At 61.2% G+C, this 19,100-nt stretch carries 15 protein-coding genes and 4 pseudogenes; 10 read left to right on the forward strand and 9 right to left on the reverse strand.

Annotation, left to right across the window (positions count from 1 at the left end; all coding sequences use genetic code 11):
* Positions 1 to 68 precede the first annotated feature (68 nt).
* From OVY48_RS02405 to OVY48_RS02430, 6 genes are all read right to left on the reverse strand, one after another.
* Positions 69 to 1,195 (reverse strand): IS3 family transposase gene (locus OVY48_RS02405; protein ID WP_211258307.1). Its coding sequence is split into 2 segments (ribosomal slippage): positions 69 to 964 and positions 964 to 1,195, totalling 1,128 coding nucleotides; the frame shifts between segments, so codons are not numbered across the junction.
* Positions 1,196 to 1,249: 54 nt separating this feature from the next.
* Complete coding sequence (locus tag OVY48_RS02410) at positions 1,250 to 1,588, reverse strand: hypothetical protein (protein WP_313921753.1); 339 nt, start codon at positions 1,586 to 1,588, stop codon at positions 1,250 to 1,252.
* The gene (locus tag OVY48_RS02415; RefSeq protein WP_052027568.1) at positions 1,585 to 1,845 is read right to left on the reverse strand and encodes a hypothetical protein; all 261 of its coding nucleotides are present in this window, start codon (positions 1,843 to 1,845) and stop codon (positions 1,585 to 1,587) included. The genes OVY48_RS02410 and OVY48_RS02415 overlap by 4 nt, the downstream gene beginning before the upstream one ends.
* Before the next feature lie 162 nt (positions 1,846 to 2,007).
* The gene (locus OVY48_RS02420) at positions 2,008 to 2,892 is read right to left on the reverse strand and encodes a ribose-phosphate pyrophosphokinase (RefSeq protein WP_037474028.1); all 885 of its coding nucleotides are present in this window, start codon (positions 2,890 to 2,892) and stop codon (positions 2,008 to 2,010) included.
* Positions 2,889 to 4,427, reverse strand: a complete 1,539-nt coding sequence (locus tag OVY48_RS02425; protein WP_037474025.1) for a thymidine phosphorylase family protein — start codon at positions 4,425 to 4,427, stop codon at positions 2,889 to 2,891. Before OVY48_RS02425 ends, OVY48_RS02420 begins: the two co-directional genes overlap by 4 nt.
* Positions 4,424 to 5,884 carry an MBL fold metallo-hydrolase RNA specificity domain-containing protein gene (locus OVY48_RS02430; RefSeq protein ID WP_193378818.1) on the reverse strand — a complete coding sequence of 487 codons (1,461 nt, stop codon included), beginning with the start codon at positions 5,882 to 5,884 and terminating at the stop codon, positions 4,424 to 4,426. Before OVY48_RS02430 ends, OVY48_RS02425 begins: the two co-directional genes overlap by 4 nt.
* A 273-nt stretch (positions 5,885 to 6,157) precedes the next feature.
* Here OVY48_RS02430 and OVY48_RS02435 point away from each other — a divergent pair, with 273 nt between their 5' ends.
* The 3 genes and pseudogenes from OVY48_RS02435 to OVY48_RS23830 all read left to right on the forward strand — a co-directional run bounded on the left by OVY48_RS02435 (position 6,158) and on the right by OVY48_RS23830 (position 7,881).
* On the forward strand, positions 6,158 to 6,406 hold the full coding sequence (locus tag OVY48_RS02435) for a DUF2933 domain-containing protein (RefSeq protein ID WP_037477917.1): 249 nt from the start codon (positions 6,158 to 6,160) through the stop codon (positions 6,404 to 6,406).
* Positions 6,403 to 7,127: pseudogene (locus OVY48_RS02440) on the forward strand (methyltransferase family protein). Before OVY48_RS02435 ends, OVY48_RS02440 begins: the two are co-directional and overlap by 4 nt.
* Before the next feature lie 412 nt (positions 7,128 to 7,539).
* Complete coding sequence (locus OVY48_RS23830) at positions 7,540 to 7,881, forward strand: winged helix-turn-helix transcriptional regulator (RefSeq protein ID WP_076605463.1); 342 nt, start codon at positions 7,540 to 7,542, stop codon at positions 7,879 to 7,881.
* Positions 7,882 to 8,493: 612 nt separating this feature from the next.
* Here OVY48_RS23830 and OVY48_RS02445 read toward each other — a convergent pair.
* Positions 8,494 to 8,985, reverse strand: a pseudogene (locus OVY48_RS02445) (IS630 family transposase); the annotation flags it as partial.
* Between the two features lie 289 nt (positions 8,986 to 9,274).
* Between OVY48_RS02445 and OVY48_RS02450 the strand changes: the two are divergent.
* The 4 genes from OVY48_RS02450 to tnpC all read left to right on the forward strand — a co-directional run bounded on the left by OVY48_RS02450 (position 9,275) and on the right by tnpC (position 14,066).
* A complete protein-coding gene (locus tag OVY48_RS02450; protein ID WP_313921754.1) occupies positions 9,275 to 11,638 on the forward strand; it encodes a Tn3 family transposase in 2,364 nt (787 codons plus the stop codon).
* Between the two features lie 86 nt (positions 11,639 to 11,724).
* Positions 11,725 to 12,108 (forward strand): IS66-like element accessory protein TnpA, encoded by a 384-nt coding sequence (gene tnpA, locus OVY48_RS02455; protein WP_037472585.1) that lies wholly within the window; start codon positions 11,725 to 11,727, stop codon positions 12,106 to 12,108.
* Complete coding sequence (tnpB, locus tag OVY48_RS02460) at positions 12,105 to 12,452, forward strand: IS66 family insertion sequence element accessory protein TnpB (RefSeq protein ID WP_037472586.1); 348 nt, start codon at positions 12,105 to 12,107, stop codon at positions 12,450 to 12,452. The genes tnpA and tnpB overlap by 4 nt, the downstream gene beginning before the upstream one ends.
* A gap of 51 nt (positions 12,453 to 12,503) precedes the next feature.
* Positions 12,504 to 14,066: an IS66 family transposase gene (gene tnpC, locus OVY48_RS02465; protein WP_394854298.1), complete on the forward strand. Its 1,563-nt coding sequence runs from the start codon at positions 12,504 to 12,506 to the stop codon at positions 14,064 to 14,066.
* A gap of 43 nt (positions 14,067 to 14,109) precedes the next feature.
* Here the strand turns inward: tnpC and OVY48_RS02470 are convergent, their stop codons facing one another.
* Positions 14,110 to 14,277 carry a hypothetical protein gene (locus OVY48_RS02470; RefSeq protein ID WP_156106061.1) on the reverse strand — a complete coding sequence of 56 codons (168 nt, stop codon included), beginning with the start codon at positions 14,275 to 14,277 and terminating at the stop codon, positions 14,110 to 14,112.
* Positions 14,278 to 14,477: 200 nt separating this feature from the next.
* Between OVY48_RS02470 and OVY48_RS02475 the strand changes: the two are divergent.
* From OVY48_RS02475 to OVY48_RS02485, 3 genes and pseudogenes are all read left to right on the forward strand, one after another.
* A pseudogene (locus tag OVY48_RS02475) lies at positions 14,478 to 15,038 on the forward strand (Tn3 family transposase); the annotation flags it as partial.
* A 142-nt stretch (positions 15,039 to 15,180) separates the two neighbouring features.
* Complete coding sequence (locus OVY48_RS02480; RefSeq protein WP_086485392.1) at positions 15,181 to 16,047, forward strand: recombinase family protein; 867 nt, start codon at positions 15,181 to 15,183, stop codon at positions 16,045 to 16,047.
* 7 nt (positions 16,048 to 16,054) lie between these two features.
* Positions 16,055 to 17,488 (forward strand): annotated as a pseudogene (locus OVY48_RS02485) (catalase); the annotation flags it as partial.
* A gap of 74 nt (positions 17,489 to 17,562) precedes the next feature.
* On the opposite strand, the gene OVY48_RS02490 reads toward OVY48_RS02485, so the two are convergent.
* Positions 17,563 to 19,059, reverse strand: a complete 1,497-nt coding sequence (locus tag OVY48_RS02490) for an alkaline phosphatase D family protein (RefSeq protein ID WP_037472268.1) — start codon at positions 19,057 to 19,059, stop codon at positions 17,563 to 17,565.
* Positions 19,060 to 19,100 lie beyond the last annotated feature (41 nt).

Genomic DNA, 19,100 nt, shown 5'->3' on the forward strand with positions numbered 1-19,100 from the left:
CAAAAAGCTGATGCCCAGGATGAATCGCGCCGCGATTATCCCATGTTTTGTGCCGGTCACCTATCTCATTATGCCACCTTGGCTTCGAACGCGAGCGGGCTGATGCCGCCCAGATATGAATGGCGACGACGGGTGTTGTAGAAGCCATTGATGTACTGGAAGATGGCGGCTTCTGCCTGACGCCGCGTTGGCCAGCTCTGCCGCCAGATGAGTTCGGCCTTCAGGGATTTGAAGAAGGTCTCGACGGACGCATTGTCGTAGCAATTTCCCTTGCCGCTCATCGATGGACGCAGGCCATAGGCCTGCAGCTTTTTTTGATAGTCGTAAGAGCAATATTGGCTGCCACGATCCGAATGAAAAAAGCAGCCTTCCGGAGGCTGGCGCAGGCGCACCGCCATATCCAGCGCTCTGATCGCCAAGTCCTTCTTCATTCTGTCGCTGACTGCCCAGCCCACGACGCGACGGCTATGCAGGTCGAGAATGACGGCAAGGTAGAGCCAGCCTTCTGACGTCCAGATATAGGTGATGTCGCCGGCCCATTTACGGTTGGGCGCATCGGCGGCAAAATCGCCGTCCAGCCAGTTCGCTGCGACCCCCAGTCGATGGTGGCTATCCGTCGTAACCTTGTGCTTGCGCGTGCGGACTGGCTTGATCCCGTTGATCTTCATCAGCCGCCCGACCCGGCGCTCGCCAACATCGAGCCCCACCTCCTTCAACTCCATCGTCATGCGAGGACGGCCGTAGCTGCCAAGGCTCAGCCTGTACTGTTCTCGGATATGGGCCAGCACTTTCATATCTGTCCGCTCCCGCCTGCTAATCGGGCGCGAGCGCCAGGAACGATAGCCGCGTTCACTGACATCCATGACACGGCAGAGCAGTTCAACGGGCCAACGATGCCGCCAGCTATGCACAAAAGCGAACTTCACGGCCTTTGGCTCGCGAAGAACTGCGTGGCCTTTTTTAGCACTTCCCTCTCCTCCCGCAGCACACGGTTCTCAAGACGAAGGCGTTCATTCTCACGCGCCAGATCTGCCTGCGGCGCTGCCACCAGGTCAGATGGCCGATACTGTGACACCCATTTGCCCAGCGTCGACTTCCCTATCCCCAAATCCGATGCAACCCTGTCGCGGGGTAACCCGCTGGTCAGTGCAATCCGCACCGCCTCCTGCTTGAACTCTTCTGTGTGCTTGATCATCTCGTCGGTCTCCTGTTGCGAGCTCTAATCGCTCAGGTGACCGGCGCAAATCCGTTACAAGTCCAGTTCGATCACGGCCGCGTTCGTAGCCGTTTTTGGAAGTTCGCGCTGCGCAAAGCGTTTCAGGCGTCGCACGTCGCGCGCGGGAAGCGCGAGGCGTAGCAATGTCTGGTCGAGCTTGTCCCGGTCCACTGACTGCGCCTGCTTGCCCGACTGCAGGAGATGATCGAGCAGGCGCTTGCGATCGGCGAAGCTCCAATCGAGCCGCGCCAGTTCATCCGGAGAGAGCGACAGCAGCGCGAGCGCAATCTCCATGATGTCGGCAAAGGGCAGCAAGACCGTGACGGTCCGGCTGCCCCGTTCACGCCAGCGCCGCAACGCGCTGCGGCTCATTGCCGGGTCTCTGAACCGGGCGATATATGCCGGTCGCCCGCGCCGCGCTCAGCGCGATCGAGCCAGCGCAGCGCTGCCATCACATCGTCGACCGGCACCGGGCTGCTGGCGCCTGGTGGGCGACGGAGGGCCGGTTGGCCCTCGACGGCCGAGCGATCGGACGCCCAGGAGGCGAGGATGGCGCGCTTCACTTCGGGCTCAAGCTGTGGGTGCCGAGCAACGATGAAGGGATCAAGGAACGAGCGTGTGTGCGACATGACATATCCTCCTTTCCTGCCGCGACTCTCTCCGAAAAGGGAGTTCCCAGAAGATTGGTTCGGACTTACTTAGGGTCAATGGATGAGGATGCGCCCAGCGCTTGCCGGGCGCTCGTTTTCTTCGTGCATTGAGCACTAAAGAACTAACGCGCAGTACACCGATTAAATTCCGTGGCGAACGGCCTCCGCAATCGCCGGCATCACGTCGATTTTATTCGAGGTATGTGCAACAGCGTTCGTGCTGACGATCCTCTCGACAAGCTCACCCAGAACGTGCGCCGCATCGCCGGCAAAAAGCGGATGCACGACCACGCAATGCGGTCGCGCGAACCCCATGCCGACCAGCTGGCGCGCCGCCTCGGCGAGGGTCCGGCCGGACGAGGCGATATCGTCGACCAGCACTGGCTGGCGATCGAGAAAAGCTGGGGCATTCGGAATCGAGATGGTGACGTCACGGTCGCCAGACCGGATTTTCTCGCACACGAGAAACGGAGCATCCGCATCGGCCGCCACCTGCGAGACCCACTGTTCGCTTTCCAGGTCCGGACCGATGATCAGCGGACGAGCGACATTGCGCTTGATCCACGAGGCCAGAAGCGGCGCGGCATGAACAATCTGGGTCGGGATGCGGTAGATTTCCGACAGCGCATGATAGCGATGGAGATGCGGATCGACCGTCACCAGCCAGTCGAGATGGCGGGACAGGATCGCGGCAAAGGTTCGCGACGTCACCGCCTCGCCGGGATGGAAGCGTATGTCCTGACGCATGTAAGCGAGATAGGGGGCGACGAGCCCGATCCGGCGTGCGCCCAGCTCGCGCGCCGTGTCGGCTGCGAACAGCAGCGGCAACAGCTTGGCGTCCGGATGATCGAGACTGGACAGCAGGATGACCTCGCGGTCGCTGACGTCGTTTACGACCCTGAGATAGGTTTCCCCGTCAGGAAACTGACGATGCTCGATCGTGCCGACTTCTGCATCGAGCGCGGCGAATAGCGGCTGTGCCAAGGCCTCGCTGCCTGGCAGCGCGAACAGCACGGGCCGGTTCATAGCGCTTCAATCCCGAAGATCGGCCCGTCGCTCACCGCATAGGCCGCCGCATAGTCGAGCTCGCCCGGACTCTCGGCATGGATGGTGCACAAGGGAGCCCCGGCATCCACCATCTGGTTCAGCCGACACTGCAGCGCGACGCCGGCGGCCTTGGCCATCGGCGCGCCGGCGAGCTTCGCGACCGTCGCAAGCTTGCGGTTGTCGATACTCATCAGGCGGCCGCGATGGGGAGCGATCATGTCCTGCTGAAACCGAGCGACCGGAGGAGCTCGCATGCCGCCCTGCGCTTCGCAGATACGTTGGAACTTGGCCCAGGCCCGGCCGCTTTCGAGGCACTCGAGCGCCCGCGCATAGCCTTTGCCGGCGGATGCCGCCTCGGTGAGCTCGAGGAGTCCTCCCGCCAGCTCGCAGGCCCGGTGTGCGAGATCTTCGACGCCCACCTGACCCTGGAGCACGCCAAGGATGTCCTGCGCCTCGAGCGCCGGGCCGATGCCCCGTCCGATCGGCTCCGCGCCGGGGCCGCGCATCACGCGCGTGCGAAGCCCGAAGGCTTGGGCGACCGAGCTCAGCGCGCGCTCGAGCGTGTCGGCGGCATCGGCGCCGCGTACCTTCGCCGTCGGCCCAACCGGGATGTCGATGACCAGATGGGTCGCACCGGCCGCGATTTTCTTGGACAGCACCGAGGCGACCATCTGCCCGACGGCATCGATATCGAGCACCCGTTCCACGCCGATGATCACATCGTCGGCCGGACTGAGATTAACGGCGCCGCCCCAGGCGATGCAGCCGCCTTCGCGCTCGACCACTTTGCGGATTGCGGAAACGTCGAGGTCGACAGGGGCCAGCACCTCCATCGTGTCCGCCGTGCCGGCCGGCGAGGTGATCGCCCGCGACGATGTCTTCGGCATGATGAGGCCCTCGGCGGCCATGATCGAGACGATGATCGGCGTGGTGCGATTGCCCGGCAATCCACCGACGCTATGCTTGTCGACGATGACCTCTCCGGGCCACTGCAATCGCTCGCCGACATCGACCATCGCCCTGGTCAGGCTGATCGTTTCGTCCGTATCGAGCGGGACCGCTGAGCAGGCCGTGACGAACGCCGAGAGATGGACATCGCTATAGCGTCGCTCGGCGATGTCGGTGATGATCGCTGAAAAAGCCCCATCGGAAAGCCGATTGCCATAGACGCGCCGACGCACGTCGCTGAGCGAGGCGAGAGGCTGGGCGTGCGCGATCTCGACCGGATCGCCGTCACTGACGCCGAGCCGCTGCCAAGCGGATTCGGACAGGCCGATCTCGCCTGGCGCTGGAGCCTCCGCGGAACTATGCAGCAGCGAGACGACGATTTCCCGCCCGCCGGCGCGCAGCGCAACTTGCGCGCGCGACGCGAGACCTTCCGAGCGGCAGACCAGACAGTCGTGGCGCATGACCGCGATCTGATCGCTTCCGGCGGCCGACAGGCCGATGCGGTGTGCCCGCAGCGTCGTCGCGACAGGCTCTGCTTCGGCGTCCTCGATAATCCCGGGCTTCATGCGAGCATGCCCCAGCTACCCAGCGCCGGTACGCTGCATGCCCAGCCCAGCTCCTCCGAGACGCGCTTTGCCAGAACCTGGGCGCCGGTCGGCTCGCCATGGGTGACATAGACATGGCGTGGGGCCTCGTGCAGAGACCCGAGCCAGCGCATCAGCTCGTCACTGTCGGCATGGGCCGAGAGCATCGTCAGGTTGGCGACCTCGGCTTCGACCGGGATATACTCACCGTGGATCTTGATCGTCCGGGCGCCTCCGATCATGGCGGCGCCGCGGGTGCCCGCCGCCTGGAAGCCCGAGAAGAGGATGAGGTTCTTCCCATCCGGCGCGAAGCGCTTGAGATGGTGGAGCACGCGGCCGCCCGTCGCCATTCCACTGGCCGAGATGATGACCTTAGGGGCGGGGTTGGCGGTGAGTTCTTTGGATTCTTCCACTTCGCGCACATAGTGCGCGACCCCGCACGCCGCTTCACACTCGGCGCGTGTCAGGCGATGCTCGTCCATGAAATCGCACATCAGCCCGCTCGCGTTGATCGCCAGCGGGCTGTCGAGGAAGATCGGGACGTCGCGCAGACGGCCTTCGGCGCGCAGCCGGGAAAAATGGTAGAGCAGGGACTGGACGCGGCCCACGGCGAAGGCGGGGATCACCACGGTCCCGCCACGCTTGACGCACCGTTCGACATGGTCCCCCAGGGTCTTGGTCGGATCGACCTGTTCGTGGCGGCGATCGCCATAGGTGGATTCCACGAGGACATAATCGGCACGGGCAGGTGGCTCGGGATCCTTCATGACTGCGTCGCCATAGCGCCCGACATCACCTGAGAAGAGGATCGTGCGGCCCTTCCAATCGATCTCGATCGAGGCGGCGCCGAGGATGTGGCCGGCGCGATGATAGCGCGCCCTGATGCCGTCCGCGATCGGGTGCCACGCCCCGAACTCGACCGTGCGGAACAGCTGCAGCGCAAGGCGGGCGTCAGCCTGCGTGTAGAGCGGCAGCGCGGGCTGGTGCCTGGAAAAGCCGTGGCGATTGGCGAACTCCGCATCCTTTTCCTGGAGGTGCCCGCTGTCGGGGAGCAGAAGCTCGCACAAAGCTTCGGTCGCCCGGGTGCTGAGGACGGTCCCGTCCCAGTCAAGGCGCGCCATGCGTGGCAGCGCGCCGGAATGATCAAGATGCGCGTGCGTCAGCAGCAACAGGCCGACATCGGCAACCTCGGGCGCGATCGGCGCCCAATTGAGGCGGCGCAAATCCCTCGGACCCTGGAACAGGCCGGAATCGACCACGACCTGCGTATCGCCGTCGTCCACCAGATAGCGCGACCCTGTCACCGTTTCCGATGCGCCGAGGAACGCGACGCCAAGGCCGTCGGCAGGTCGCGTGGCGAGGTCGATCCTTGCTTCCCGTTCGAGCAGGTTCACCCCGACATGGCCGCGGGAATGATGCTTTTTCCTTTTCTTGTGCATGAACTCTGGCCTGCCTCTCACGCTTATTGTCCTTAGCGCAGCATTGGTGGACGACCAGCGCACGCCTATACGCAAAAGCCGCAGAATGACGGCCGCGTCATGACCACTGCGTAACGCCGATAGGGATGGTGAGGTTTGTGAACCAGCCGGCATCGCCTTCTTGGGCGAATGACGGACTTCGGTCTCTACTTATACCTTGCTCCCGGGACTCGGATCTATGCTCGCAAGACATTGGCGAGAGAAGAGCGGCATGTGGACGGGCATGACCATCGCATGCGCAAGCGTGGAAAGATCGTTTTGATCGGCTTCCTGCTAGTCGCGGGCTTTTTCCTCATCACCGAGCACACCGCACATTTCCTGGGTGTGTTGCCCTATCTGATCCTGCTCGCCTGTCCGCTCATGCACCTGTTCATGCATCACGGTCATGGCGGCCATCAGCATGGCCATGACCAGATGCCGGGTGCTGTCCCGACCGGACTGCCTGCGAATTCGAACGAGCGCGTGGAAGGGGGGCCGCGATGACGCATACCGATTATGGCTATGGTCTTTGGGGGCTGGCGCTGGTCAACGCCTCCGTGTTCATCCTATTCGCGTACAGCTTCTTCAAACCCGCCACCGGGCGCGACTGGCGCAGCTTCGGCGCATTCAGCGCATTCATCGTTGCACTCTTCGCCGAAATGTATGGCTTCCCGCTCACCATCTTCTTGCTCTCGGGTTGGCTCCAGTCGCATTTCCCCGGCCTCGACTGGTGGAGCCACGATGCCATCTGCTCGAGATGATGTTCGGCTGGAGGGTCAACCCACATTTTGGCCCGTTCCATCTTGCCAGCTTCGTGCTGATCGGCGCGGGCTTCTGGCTGATCTCGGCCGGATGGGCGCCGCTTCACGCAGCCCAGCGCGTTCACAAGCCCGCAACGACGGGAATCTATGCCAAGGTTCGCCATCCGCAATATATCGGGTTCATCCTCGTGATGCTCGGATTTCTGCTGCAATGGCCGACGTTACTGACGCTCGCCATGTTTCCGGTGTTGGTGGTGATGTATATTCGCCTTGCCCGGCATGAGGAGAAGGCGGCGCTCGCGGAATTTGGCCAGGCATATCGTGCGTATATGGACCGCGTACCCGCCTTTGTTCCGCGGCTACGTGGTCGGTCGGCTCGTTTCTCCGACTCCAACCCCGCTCGGGGGGAGGCGGCAGGTAAGGCGATGAGGCCCGAAGAGCAAGCTCCGCCGCGCCGAGGCTGAGGGGTTGGACGCTTCGCCGCGTATTATATTCGAACGGTGACGCACGCATCAGGCGCGTTGCACTGCGGTACTTTGATTTGTCGGGAGTAGCTTCACTTGATTTGGCGGATCGCGTGACATGAAATCCGTCGTGGTACCCCAGAGTCGTCCCTCATCGGACCTTCGCGCATCGGCAAATCGTGATGTCAAAAAGCGCCTTCCCTCATCTGCTCTTCACTGGGACGAAGACGTACCAAGGCAGTGGTGGTCACAAGTTCGGCCGCTCGCCGCCGCCGTTCGCGCACGCCCTCCGCAATTGTCCATGAGCGGGTCGGCGACCCTCCAAGCACCGCCAAGCCGGGCCCGACGGAACCGCGAACGGCGTAGCTGACTCAGTCCGGCCGTGCGCCTTTTAGGGTGAGAAAGTAACTGGATGTGCATCGAGTCAGAAAGACAGCTTTTTCAAGCGATAGACCCTGCGGCGGCCGACGCGATATTCCATACATTGAGTGCCCGATGGGTGTTGCACATCCTGGTAGCCCTGAGCAAAGACGAGCTGCGATTTACATCCATTCGTCGAGCCATACCGAAAATCAGCGCTAATGTGCTCACGGTCCGCCTACGGGAATTGGAAGGCGTATCTCTGGTCTCGCGAATGATGTCGCCACCGCCTGAATCCTATCAACTCTATGGCTTGGGGCCATTGGCGCATGGTTTGAGACCTGCGCTCCAACATCTGGAGCAATGGAGGACTAAGCTCAGCTTACTCGAATGAAATGCAGCGTTTTAGGTCGATGCTTTATCGTCGACTGCGTTGAGACCACTCAACAGTGGATTTCCTGCTCCCCCGTGGTTGGCCCCTCGGCAGGAGAACAGCCGCGATCTCATCGTAGCTGATCGGGTGGACACGGTCGCTCGTGCGGAAACGCGCGATGTCCAACGTGTCGTCGCCGAACGTCACAGCAATCGAGTTTATGAGATAGGCTCGCTCCCGGGAGTAGGGCAGCATCCAGATCACTCGTTTTGTCGCGATATTTTGGCGTAGTCTGGTCAGTTTGAGCGTTAGCTGTCGGCTCGGCTGATCGTTGGATCCGACGGCGAGGACGGTGGTGCCATATAGCCTGGCGGGTTTACGCCACGCCAGTATCTGGTCGATGGTAGCGCCTGCCTCGACCACCGAATCGCACCCACTGGCGTATCGGTTATTGATCGCTCCCGACAGTCCGACGCCAATGCTGTCACCGATAACAAGGCACGCGAACATGCACATCCTCGTGTAGAGAGGCGACTGAGATTGCCGGACGGTACAGAACTTGGAACCAACTCGGCCTTGCTTAGTCTTCCATTGCCATAACGTGTGCAGCAAGCGCCGACACGTCGGCATGGCCTAGTCACCTGAATCCGAAGTTCGGTTCATTGTTTTTTGGCAGTATCGTTTGACCGAGGCGAGGATCTCGTCGGCTGACTTCACCCATTTGTACGGCTTGGGATTTTCATTGTGAGCCGCAATGAATGCCGTGATGTCGGCTTCAAGTTCCGCCGTCGATCGGTGGACGCCGCGCTGCAGCTGCTTGCGCGTCAATTCGGCAAACCAGCGCTCGACCTGATTGATCCAGGAGGCCGATGTCGGTGTGAAGTGGACATGCCAATGCGAACGACGCGCCAGCCAGGCCTTGATCTTCGGCGTCTTGTGAGTGGCATAGTTGTCCATCACAATGTGCACGTCCGGTCCCTTGGGCATCTCGGCATCGATCCGCTTGAGGAAGTCGAGAAACTCGGTTGCCCGGTGTCGTTTGTAGCACTTGCCGATCACCGCGCCGGTGGCGATATCGAGCGCCGCGAACAGTGATGTCGTACCGTTGCGGACGTAAGTATGAGAGGGCATAGCGTGGATGGTACGCTAAACAACGCTAAGGGCGAACAATCAGCGAACGCTTAGGCGGCGCGGCTATCCGGCGGCAGATTGAGGGCCTTGCGGCCAGCGGAAGCGGCTGCTCGATCCCAGAGGAAATCGCCCGAGAAAGCAATATGCTCCCAACCTACTGGGCCCAGTCGGCCCCAAGCTGCGATTTTGGCCAAGTCGGAGAACGTTTTGGGAACGTGGCATTCGGTATTGACGATGGAAATCATAGAAGAGGACAGTTCGCTCCATCATAGGGAGTGGGTTGATGGATCGGAGTATTCCGGGCGGGGATTTGATCGGACGATGGAGCCTGAGCTTTGCCGATATTGATTTTGTAAATTCGAAGCCGGCCCTGACGCGCCTTGGCCTCGCCGCGCAGCTGAAATTCTTCGCTTCCCTGGGGTTTTTCGCGATCGATCCCGGCTCAATCCCTACCGATGGCCTCTCGTATCTGGCCGAGCAACTCGGTGTCGAGGCTGGCGAGATAGCCGGTTATGACTTTTCCAGTCGGACAGCACGACGGCATTGTGCGGAGATCCTGATCCATCTTGGATATCACCGCATGAAGCGGGTGGATCGCGCGCAATTGACGGAATGGATTGCTGGCGAGCTGTGCCCGGGCGGCCAGTCGATCAATGCCATGCTTGAGCATGTTTTCCTGTGGTGCCGGGACCGGCGTATTTATGGGCCGTCGCGCAAGGAGCTTGAACGTGTCGTTCGCTCACAACGGCAAGATTATCTGGACACCTGGCTGATCGGAGCCAGTGATCGGCTTTCGTCAGATGCGGTGGCGTTATTGGAAGCCTCGCTTGCCGATCCGGACAGCTCGACCGGATTCAACAGGATGAAGGGTGACGCCGGACAGGCAACGCTCGACAACATTCTCGACGTGACCGAGAAACTCGCCTTTATCCAGAGACTTGATCTTCCCCATGATCTCCTGACGGCTACGGGCAAGCCATGGGTCGATCAGATTGTTCGCCGCGTTGCCGGTGAAAAGGCCTCGGAGATGCGCCGGCATGCGCCGGCGCGACAGCTCGGCCTTTATGCGATTTATCTAATGTCGCGGGAGGCGCAACTCACTGACGCGATGATCGACCTGCTGATCGAAACCGTTCACAAGATCGGAACGCGCTCGAAACGCAAGGTGGTGGGCGATATCGCGAAAGACATCGAGCGGGTCTATGGAAAGGAGCGCCTGCTGGTCGAGATCGCCAGCGCCTCGATCAATGAACCATCGGGGCGCATCTGCGATGTCATTTTCCCGATCGCCGGTAAGGCCAAGCTGGCGGCGATCGTCAAGGAGAGCCATGCGAAGGGCGCTCTGGACCGGCGCATCTACAAGGTGATGCGTGGTTCCTGGGCCAATCATTACCGGCGCATGCTGCCAAGCCTGCTTTCCGTACTTGAGTTCCGGTCGAACAACGCGGTGTGGCGGCCGGTCCTGGCGGCCCTCGACTGGATCAGGAGCAAGGTGGATGGCGGATGCCGCTTCGTGCCATTGCAGGATGTTCCGATCGATGAGGTGATTCCAGCGCGATGGCGCAGTTCCGTCATTGATGACGATGGGCGGGTAAACCGGATCAGCTATGAGCTTTGCGTCCTGACGCAACTGCGCGACCGCATCCGCTCCAAAGAAATCTGGGTGGTCGGGGCGGATCGCTATCGCAATCCCGATGACGATCTTCCCAAGGACTTCGAGATCAGGCGAGATGCGTACTATTCCGGCCTCAGCCTGACGCCAGATGCGCAGGCGTTTTGCGCCTCGATCCGGGAGGAGCTTGAACGGGAACTGTTGCTCCTCAATGCCAATATTCCACAAAACGACAAGGTCCGGCTCCTGTGGCGCGGCGACAACCGGATATCGATTACACCGTTCAAGCCCTTGCCCGAACCGAAGGGTCTCGCTTCGATCAAAAGCGAGATCGGTCAGCGCTGGCCGATGACCGGACTGCTGGACGTGTTGAAAGAGGCTGCTCTGGACACGGGATTGATGGATGCTTTCGAAACGTCGGCCTCGCGGGTTACCCTGTCGAAAGCAGCCTTGGCTCAGCGTCTTTTGCTGTGTCTCTATGGCTTGGGCACGAACGCCGGGCTCAAGCGGGTCGCTGGCGCAACACCCGATGTCAGTTACGAGGAATTGCTGCATGTCCATCGCCGTTTCATCCACGCGCCAGCGCTGAGGGAGGCGTGCGCGCGGGTAGCAAACGCGACACTGGCAATCCGCAATGCCGCAGTATGGGGAGATGCGGGCACGGCATGCGCGTCCGATTCAACGAAGTTCGGCGCGTGGGACCGCAACCTGATGACGGAATGGCACGCCCGCTATGGCGGCCGTGGCGTCATGATCTACTGGCATGTGGAGAAGCGCGCGACCTGCGTTTATTCCCAGCTCAAGCGGTGCTCTTCCTCGGAGGTCGCCTCCATGATCGAAGGCGTGCTACGCCATTGCACCGACATGGAAATCCAGCGCCAGTACGTCGATAGCCACGGCCAGAGCGCAGTCGGCTTTGCGTTCTGCCGACTCCTTGGATTTGAGCTTGCCCCGCGGCTGAAAGCAGTGGCACGCCAGAAACTGGGTAAGCGGGGCCTGAGGGCCGCCTTGCGTAATGCCCATTCGCCGGGATGATTGCCGCTCTTTGAGCGAGGTGGCGGGTGTCGGACGAGATCGAGGATTCAGCAAGCGAACGGGCGATTAATCATACGAGTAATCGTATGAGTAGTCGGATCGAGGTCGTTAGCCGGGTGTCGGGCCGTCGGCGCTGGACGGTGGAACAGAAGCTGGCCGTATTACGGGATGCATTCGGCCCCGACGGTTGCGTGCGGACAGCCTGTGAGCGCCACGACGTCGGCAGCGGCTCGATCTACACATGGCGGCAACAGGCGATGTCAGGCGAGTTGACCGGGGTGTGCAAGCCGATCGAGCCTGTATTTGCGCAGGTGCAGATCAGCGAGCAGCCGGCCTTGCCCGCCCCAACGGTTGCGGCGCGCAGCAACGGCGTGATCGGGATCGAGCTGCCGTCGGGCATCAAAGTGAGTGTGGACGCCACGGTCGATGCCGAGGCCCTGTCGCGGGTGATCGGCGCGCTGACACGATGATCCCGCTGCCGCCATCGACGCGGATCTTCCTGGCCTGCGGTGCGACCGACATGCGTAAGGGTTTCGACGGCCTGGCGGTGATGACGCAGCAGATCCTGGAGCAGAGCCCACATTCCGGTGCGCTGTTCGCCTTCCGGGGGAAGCGCGGCGATTTGGTGAAGCTGCTCTGGTATGACGGCCAGGGCATGTGCCTGTTTTCCAAGCGGATGGACCGGGGGCGCTTCGTGTGGCCGTCGACCAAGACGGGGTCGGTGATCATGACCGCGGCCCAGCTTTCGATGCTATTGGAAGGCATCGACTGGCGGCGACCTGAACGCACTTTCACCCCTTCATTGGCGGGGTAAAACGCCCATTTTCTGGCACTTCTATTAGCATTGCCACCACCAATCTGCTATATAATCGCGGTGTCGGACGCAGGCCTTTTCACTCCTGATAAAGATGCTCGGATCGCCGAGCTCGAAGCCGCATTGGCCGCCGCCCATGCCGATATTTCCGCCCGCGACATCCTGATTGATACGCTGCGCGTGCAGATTGCACGCCTCAAGCGGATGCAGTTCGGCAAGTCGTCCGAGAAGCTCGATACCCAGATTGCCCAGCTTGAGCTGGCCCTTGAAGAACTCGAAGGCGAGGCCATCGTCGCCGCCGTGCGTCGAGGCGATCCGGTAGCCGTCATTCGGCCATCACCGGTTCGGGCGCTGCCCGCCCATCTGCCGCGCGAGGAACAGCGGATCGAGCCCGATCAGGGTAACTGCACCTGTCCCGACTGCGGCGGCGCGCTGCGGCCGCTGGGGCAGGATAGCGACGAGATGCTCGATGCCGTGCCCGTGCAGTGGCGCGTCATTCGGACCATCCGCCCCAAGTATAGCTGCCGGTCCTGCGAGAAGATCGTGCAGGCGCCCGCGCCGGTAAAGGCGATAGCGCGGGGCAAGGCGACCTTCGGCACCCTGGCCCATGTCGTCGTCTCCAAGTTCGACCATCATCTGCCACTTTACCGCCAAGCCGAGATCATGGCCGCGCAGGGCATCGAGATCGACCGCTCGACGCTGGCAGGCTGGGTCGGCCAAGCATCCGTGCTGCTCGATCCAATCATCAATCGTATCCGCGAGGTCGGCCTGACCGCCTCAAAGATCCACACCGACGATACGCCGGTGCCTATGCTCGATCCAGGACGTGGCAAGACAGCGACTGGCAGGCTCTGGGCCTACGCCGTCGATGATCGCGCCTCTGGTGCGACCTCGCCGCCACTGGTCTGGTATGAGTTCACCACCGACCGCACCGGCGCGCATCCCCGACGCCAGCTGGCCAGTTTCACCGGCTATCTGCAGGCCGATGGCTATGCTGGCTATGACAAGCTCTACAACACCAACCGCGTCACCGAAGTCGCCTGCTGGGCACATTTCCGGCGCAAGATATTCGACATTCATGCGACCAAGCCGACGCCGCTCACCACTGATCTGCTGGAACGTATCGGTCAGCTCTATGAGATCGAAGCAGAGGTTCGCGGCCATCAGCCCGATATCCGACGACGAAGCCGGCAGGACCGCACCAAGCCATTGATCGACGATCTCCGCCAGGCGCTCGACGATGCCCTGCGCCGTCTTGCGCCCAAGTCGGAGATGGCCAAGGCGATCGCTTATGGCCGCAAGCGCTGGATCGCGCTGACGCGCTTCCTCGACGATGGCCGACTGGAGATTGACAATAACATAGCCGAGCGCGCCATGCGCTGCGTGGCCCTTGGCCGCAAAAACTGGTTGTTCGCAGGCTCAAAAGCAGGCGGTGATCGGGCCGCCGCCATCTACTCCATCATCGAGACTGCAAAGCTCAATGGCCTCGAACCGCAGGCCTATATCGCCGATGTCATGGGCAGGATCGCTGGCAACTGGCCCGCAGCCAAATGGGATGAACTCATGCCATGGAACTGGCGCTTGACCGACCAAGACGTTGCTCAAGCTGCCTAGTGGAGATGCCAAAGCTAGATTCTTACGCCACTCCGGCCAAGGATCATGTCGGTGACCGCAAACTGAATGCTATAGCTGCAATTTCTCTGGCACGATCCAGCATTCCAGGAGGCAATTCGCGGGTTCCATCATCATTCAGCGGGAGATCATCGATCTGGTCAAAAATCGCCCCGGCCTCGATGACCAATACCTTCAGCTCGTCATTAGTCACTCATGTTCTCCCTAATCCAACCGCATAATAGCGAAAGGAATAGAAACGATCGAGCGACATCGTAAATTTTTCAAACTCAGACACTCTCTGCCAAAATGACAGAATGTGGCCTACAAACCGCACTTACCCTGAACCGCGGTCCGCAGGCCACGCTTACGAAACTGGCCCTTCCCCAAGCCGGCATGCGCACGCGGCTTTCCAATTTACTGCCGATCCTCTCCAGCCCGATCGACTGGGACGAGATCGAGCAACAATATGACGAAATGGTCAAATATGCCGCTGCCATGCAATCGCGCACCGCCGATCCGGAAGCGATCCTGCTCCGGTTTGCCAGAGCCGAAGTGATGCACCCGACCTACAAGGCGCTGAGTGAACTCGGCCGCGCGGTCAAAACAATCTTCCTATGCCGGTATTTGCGTCAGGAGGCATTCCGCCGCGAGATCCACGAAGGGCTGAATGTGGTTGAGAACTGGAACGGCGCTAATGGTTTCGTGTTCTTCGGCAAGGGCGGCGAGATCGCCACCAACCGCATCCATGAGCAGGAAATCTCCGTTCTGGCGCTACACCTCCTGCAAGCGTCGCTGGTGTATGTGAACACCCGCATGCTTCAGACCGTACTGGTTGAGCCGAAGTGGGCGGGGCGGATGACGCCGGAAGATTATCGTGGTCTCACGCCGTTGATCTACAGTCATGTGAACCCTTATGGCCGCTTCGACCTCGACCTGAACGACCGGATTGATTTTGGACGGCTTGCAGCGTGAGGCGGCTGATCGGCCTATAACATTTGGGTACACCCCAGAGTGATAGGGCCGAGTGACACCATTCGTCTGTCACAAAAGGGTGGGTTTGCGCTCAATGTGACGATACACTGCAAGAGCCACCCTAATGTGACGGATTTTGCACTTGGCTCGTATCGGATATGCCCGCGTCAGCACCACGGACCAGGATCTGGATATCCAGATTGGCCGCCTCAAGAATGCAGGTTGCGAAATTATCCGTTCCGAGACCGGATCGGGGGCCTCGCGGAGCGGGCGCACGGAACTGGAAACGATCATGCAGTTTATGCACACCGGCGACGAGCTGGTCGTGCTGCGGCTCGACCGGCTCGGCCGCTCCACGCGCGATGTCCTGAACCTGGTGCATGAGCTTGATGAAAAGGGAGCTTCGCTGCGCATCCTTGAGCCAGAGGTGACGACGGCGGGCGACACGGGGCGAATGGTCATCACCATACTCGGCATGGTCGCCGATATGGAGCTGAAGTTCATCAAGGATCGTCAGCGCGCCGGGATCGAAGCGGCGCGCGCCGAAGGCGTTTACAAAGGCCGGAAGAAGAACGTCGATGACGATGAAATCCGCCGTCGCCTTGCCGCCGGCGCCAGCAAGGCCCGCGTTGCCCGCGACCTGAAGGTCTCACGAATGACCGTCTATCGGGCGCTCGACATTATTCCGTCACAGACCAAACTGCCGGAAAAGCCGCCCACTGCCAGCATCGCCCTGCATCTGATTATCGAGAACTTCAACAAGCGTGGAAGAGGTAGAAAACCCGCTCGGGAGCGGATTGAGGCGATGCTGGAACGCGACTACGCCATGGTAAAAAACGGCAATTGTGATTACAAACTGACCGTCGCCTATGACCCCGATCCGGATGGCATTTCCCTTGATGAGGAAATCCAAAGCCTCCTCTCCGAGATGTTCAACATCGCAGAGAGCTACAATTGCTCCATGGAAGCCGATATCTACGAGGTCGGTGGTCAGCAACGGTCCTGGTAGAATCAATCAAGCGTTCAGTGTTCGTTCTTCAACCTGGCCAAAATCGCAGCTTCGGGCCGACTGGGCCAAGTTCCACTGGAAGCCCCGACTTGGGATTCAGTCTACCATTTGGGACGAAGCGCTGAAGCTCCAGGCGGCGGACAATGACTATCAGCGCCGCGACCTGTTCGAGGCGATCGACGCCGGCGATTTCCCGCAATGGGATCTGGGTATCCAATTGTTCGACGAGGCGTTTGCCGAGGCGCAACCCTATGACGTGCTCGACGCGACCAAGCTCATCCCGGAAGAGGATGTGCCCGTGCGCCTGATCGGCACACTGACGCTCAACCGCAATGTCGACAATTTCTTCGCCGAAACCGAGCAGGTCGCATTCCTGCCCTCGAATGTTCCGCCAGGCATCGATTTTTCGAATGATCCGCTGCTTCAGGGCCGGCTCTTCTCCTATCTGGATACGCAAAATTCACGTCTCGGCACCACCAACTTCCATCAGATCCCGGTAAACGCACCGCGCTGTCCGTTCGGCAATTTCCAGCGGGACGGAAAAATGCAGACGATGGTGCCCAAGGGCCGTGCCAATTATGAACCCAACAGCCTGGCGGCGCATGGCGAGGAAGGTGGACCGCGCGAAAGCCCGGACGTCGGCTTTGTAACGGCAAACGCCGCCACTGGCCCTGAAGAGAGCGGCGACAAGCTGCGCGTGCGGGCGGAAACCTTCGCCGATCATTACAGTCAGGCGCGTTTATTCTACCGTTCACAGACGATCAGTGAACAAGCCCATATCGCCTCGTCCTTCGTGTTCGAACTCTCGAAGGTGGCACAGCTCGATCAGGTGCCCGGCCGGATGGTGGCCAATCTACGCAATGTGGACGAAGACCTGGCGAGCCGGGTTGCGGACGGCTTAGCGATCGATCTGCCGAAAAAGACGCCCGCCGCCAAGGAGCCGATCGACATGCCGCCTTCGGACGCACTTTCGATCCATAAGAATATGCTGGCGACGCTTGAGGGGCGCAAAGTCGGCATTCTGATCGCGGACGGCAGCGATGCGGACGAACTGGCAGCAATCGTCACGGCAGTAGAAAAAGCCAAGGGCAAGGCTGTGATCGTCGCGCCCAAAGTCGGTGGCGCAAAGCTCTCCAACGGCAAGCAGCAGAAGGCCGATGGTCAGCTGGCAGGATCGCCGAGTCAGATTTTCGATGCCGTGGCGATCATAGTGTCGCAGGAGGGCTGCGCGACGCTGCTGAACGAAGGCGCGGCGGTCGAATTTGTGATGAACGCCTTTGGCCATCTCAAGGCGATTGGCGCGAATGAGACAGCGCAGCCCTTGCTCGACAAGGCCGGCGTGGTGCCCGACGCGGGCGTCACGGGGGTCGATGCAGCGTTCGTCAAGGCGGCGGCTCTCCGCTTCTATGACCGCGAACCATCGCTGCGTATGCTGGCTTGAGAGAAGACATGATGAGCGATCAGTTTAACGCCTGGTCGCTCATGTCTTTTAGCCGGGCTAAATGCAGTTGTCGCCTACCTGATATCCTGTTCCACCTGTTGCAGGATCTTGGGCTTTGCCCGGGCCGATTTCAGATTCAGTGCACGAAATTGTGCCACTAGTCGCGTCGGTTCGATCTCGATGCGGACGTAGCCGCTATGGTTCAGGTCATGAAAGCGGATGTGGGGGTTATTTGCGCGAACCTCGCCGAAGCGGCCGGCTGGCGGCGATTGGGCAGCAAGGGCGGAGGTGACGATTTCGGTCGCCACTGGCGGGGTGCCATCCGCCCGATGCAGATCATTCAGCCAAAAACTGTGGACGTCGCCGCTTAGAATTAGGGGATTGCGGACATTGGGGCGGGCGAGCTGATCCAGCAGCCGTGAGCGGCCTGCGACATAGCCGTCCCACTGGTCGCTATAGACAGCGTCACCCCCGCCATCGAGCGCCAGCGGCGCAAAAAACACGCCCTGCGCCAATAAAGTCCAAGGGCGCCGCTCTTGGGAAAGGCGCTGAGCCAGCCATGCCTCCTGCGCCTGTCCCAGCATGGTCCGATCGGGCGCCAACCGTTCGGCGCAATGATCGAGCCGGACGTTGCGGGCTACCGACGGCGCCGCGCATGGCGGGTTGGACCGGAATTGGCGCGTGTCGAGCATGGAAAGCGATGCCAGTTCGCCCCAGTCCACCCCACGATAGAGGCGCGGGCTGGCCATGGAGCGCCACAGGCTGGGGCGGATCGGCATATGTTCGAAATAGGCCTGATAGGCCGCCGCTCGCCGCGCCGCGAAAATTTCGGGAGGTAGCCCCTCTCGATTGGCGAGCGCGGCATAATCGTTCAGCACCTCATGATCGTCCCATGTGACGAGCCAGGGCACGCGCCGGTGCGCTTCCTGCAAATCCGGATCGGTGCGATAGAGGGCGTAGCGGGCGCGGTACCCATCCAGATCGCGTGGTTCGGGCGCGCCGAAATCGCGGACCTTGGGCTGGTCGGGATAGGATGTTTCGTAAATATAGTCGCCGACCTGCACGATCAGGTCGGGATCGCCCGCCAGCATGTCGCGATAGGCGCCGAACCATCCCAATTCCCAATGCTGGCAGGATGTGAGCGCCAGCCGCAACCGGTTGGTGCGGTCCGGCACGGTTGCGGTACGCCCGACCGGGCTGGTCGCGCCAAGCGCATGGAAGCGATAATGATAGGGGCGCCCCGGTCGTAGTCCGGTCAGTTCGAGATGGATGCTGTGCGCCGCCTCGGGATGCGCGTTCAATGCGCCGGTCCGGACGATGTTGCGAAATCCTTCATCCTCGGCGACCTCGTAACGGACCGGGATCGATCCGGCCCGAAGAGGGTGGGCGTCGGGGCCGACGAGGCGCGTCCACAAAACGAAGCCGTCGCGGGATGGATCGCCGCTGGCGACGCCGAGCGCAAAGGGGTCGGCCTGCGCAGTGAAGGGTGCGGCGAGCACCCGGAGCGGCGTGGCGCCAAGCGCGACCATGGCGCCCAGCACGGCGCGGCGATGCCAGGGAGAGGCTTGCATCGGGCGGCCCTATCGGCGGCGTTTGACAGTAATGCGACAGC

It is taken from the genome of Sphingobium sp. SA2 (assembly GCF_032227065.1).
Lineage (GTDB): Bacteria > Pseudomonadota > Alphaproteobacteria > Sphingomonadales > Sphingomonadaceae > Sphingobium.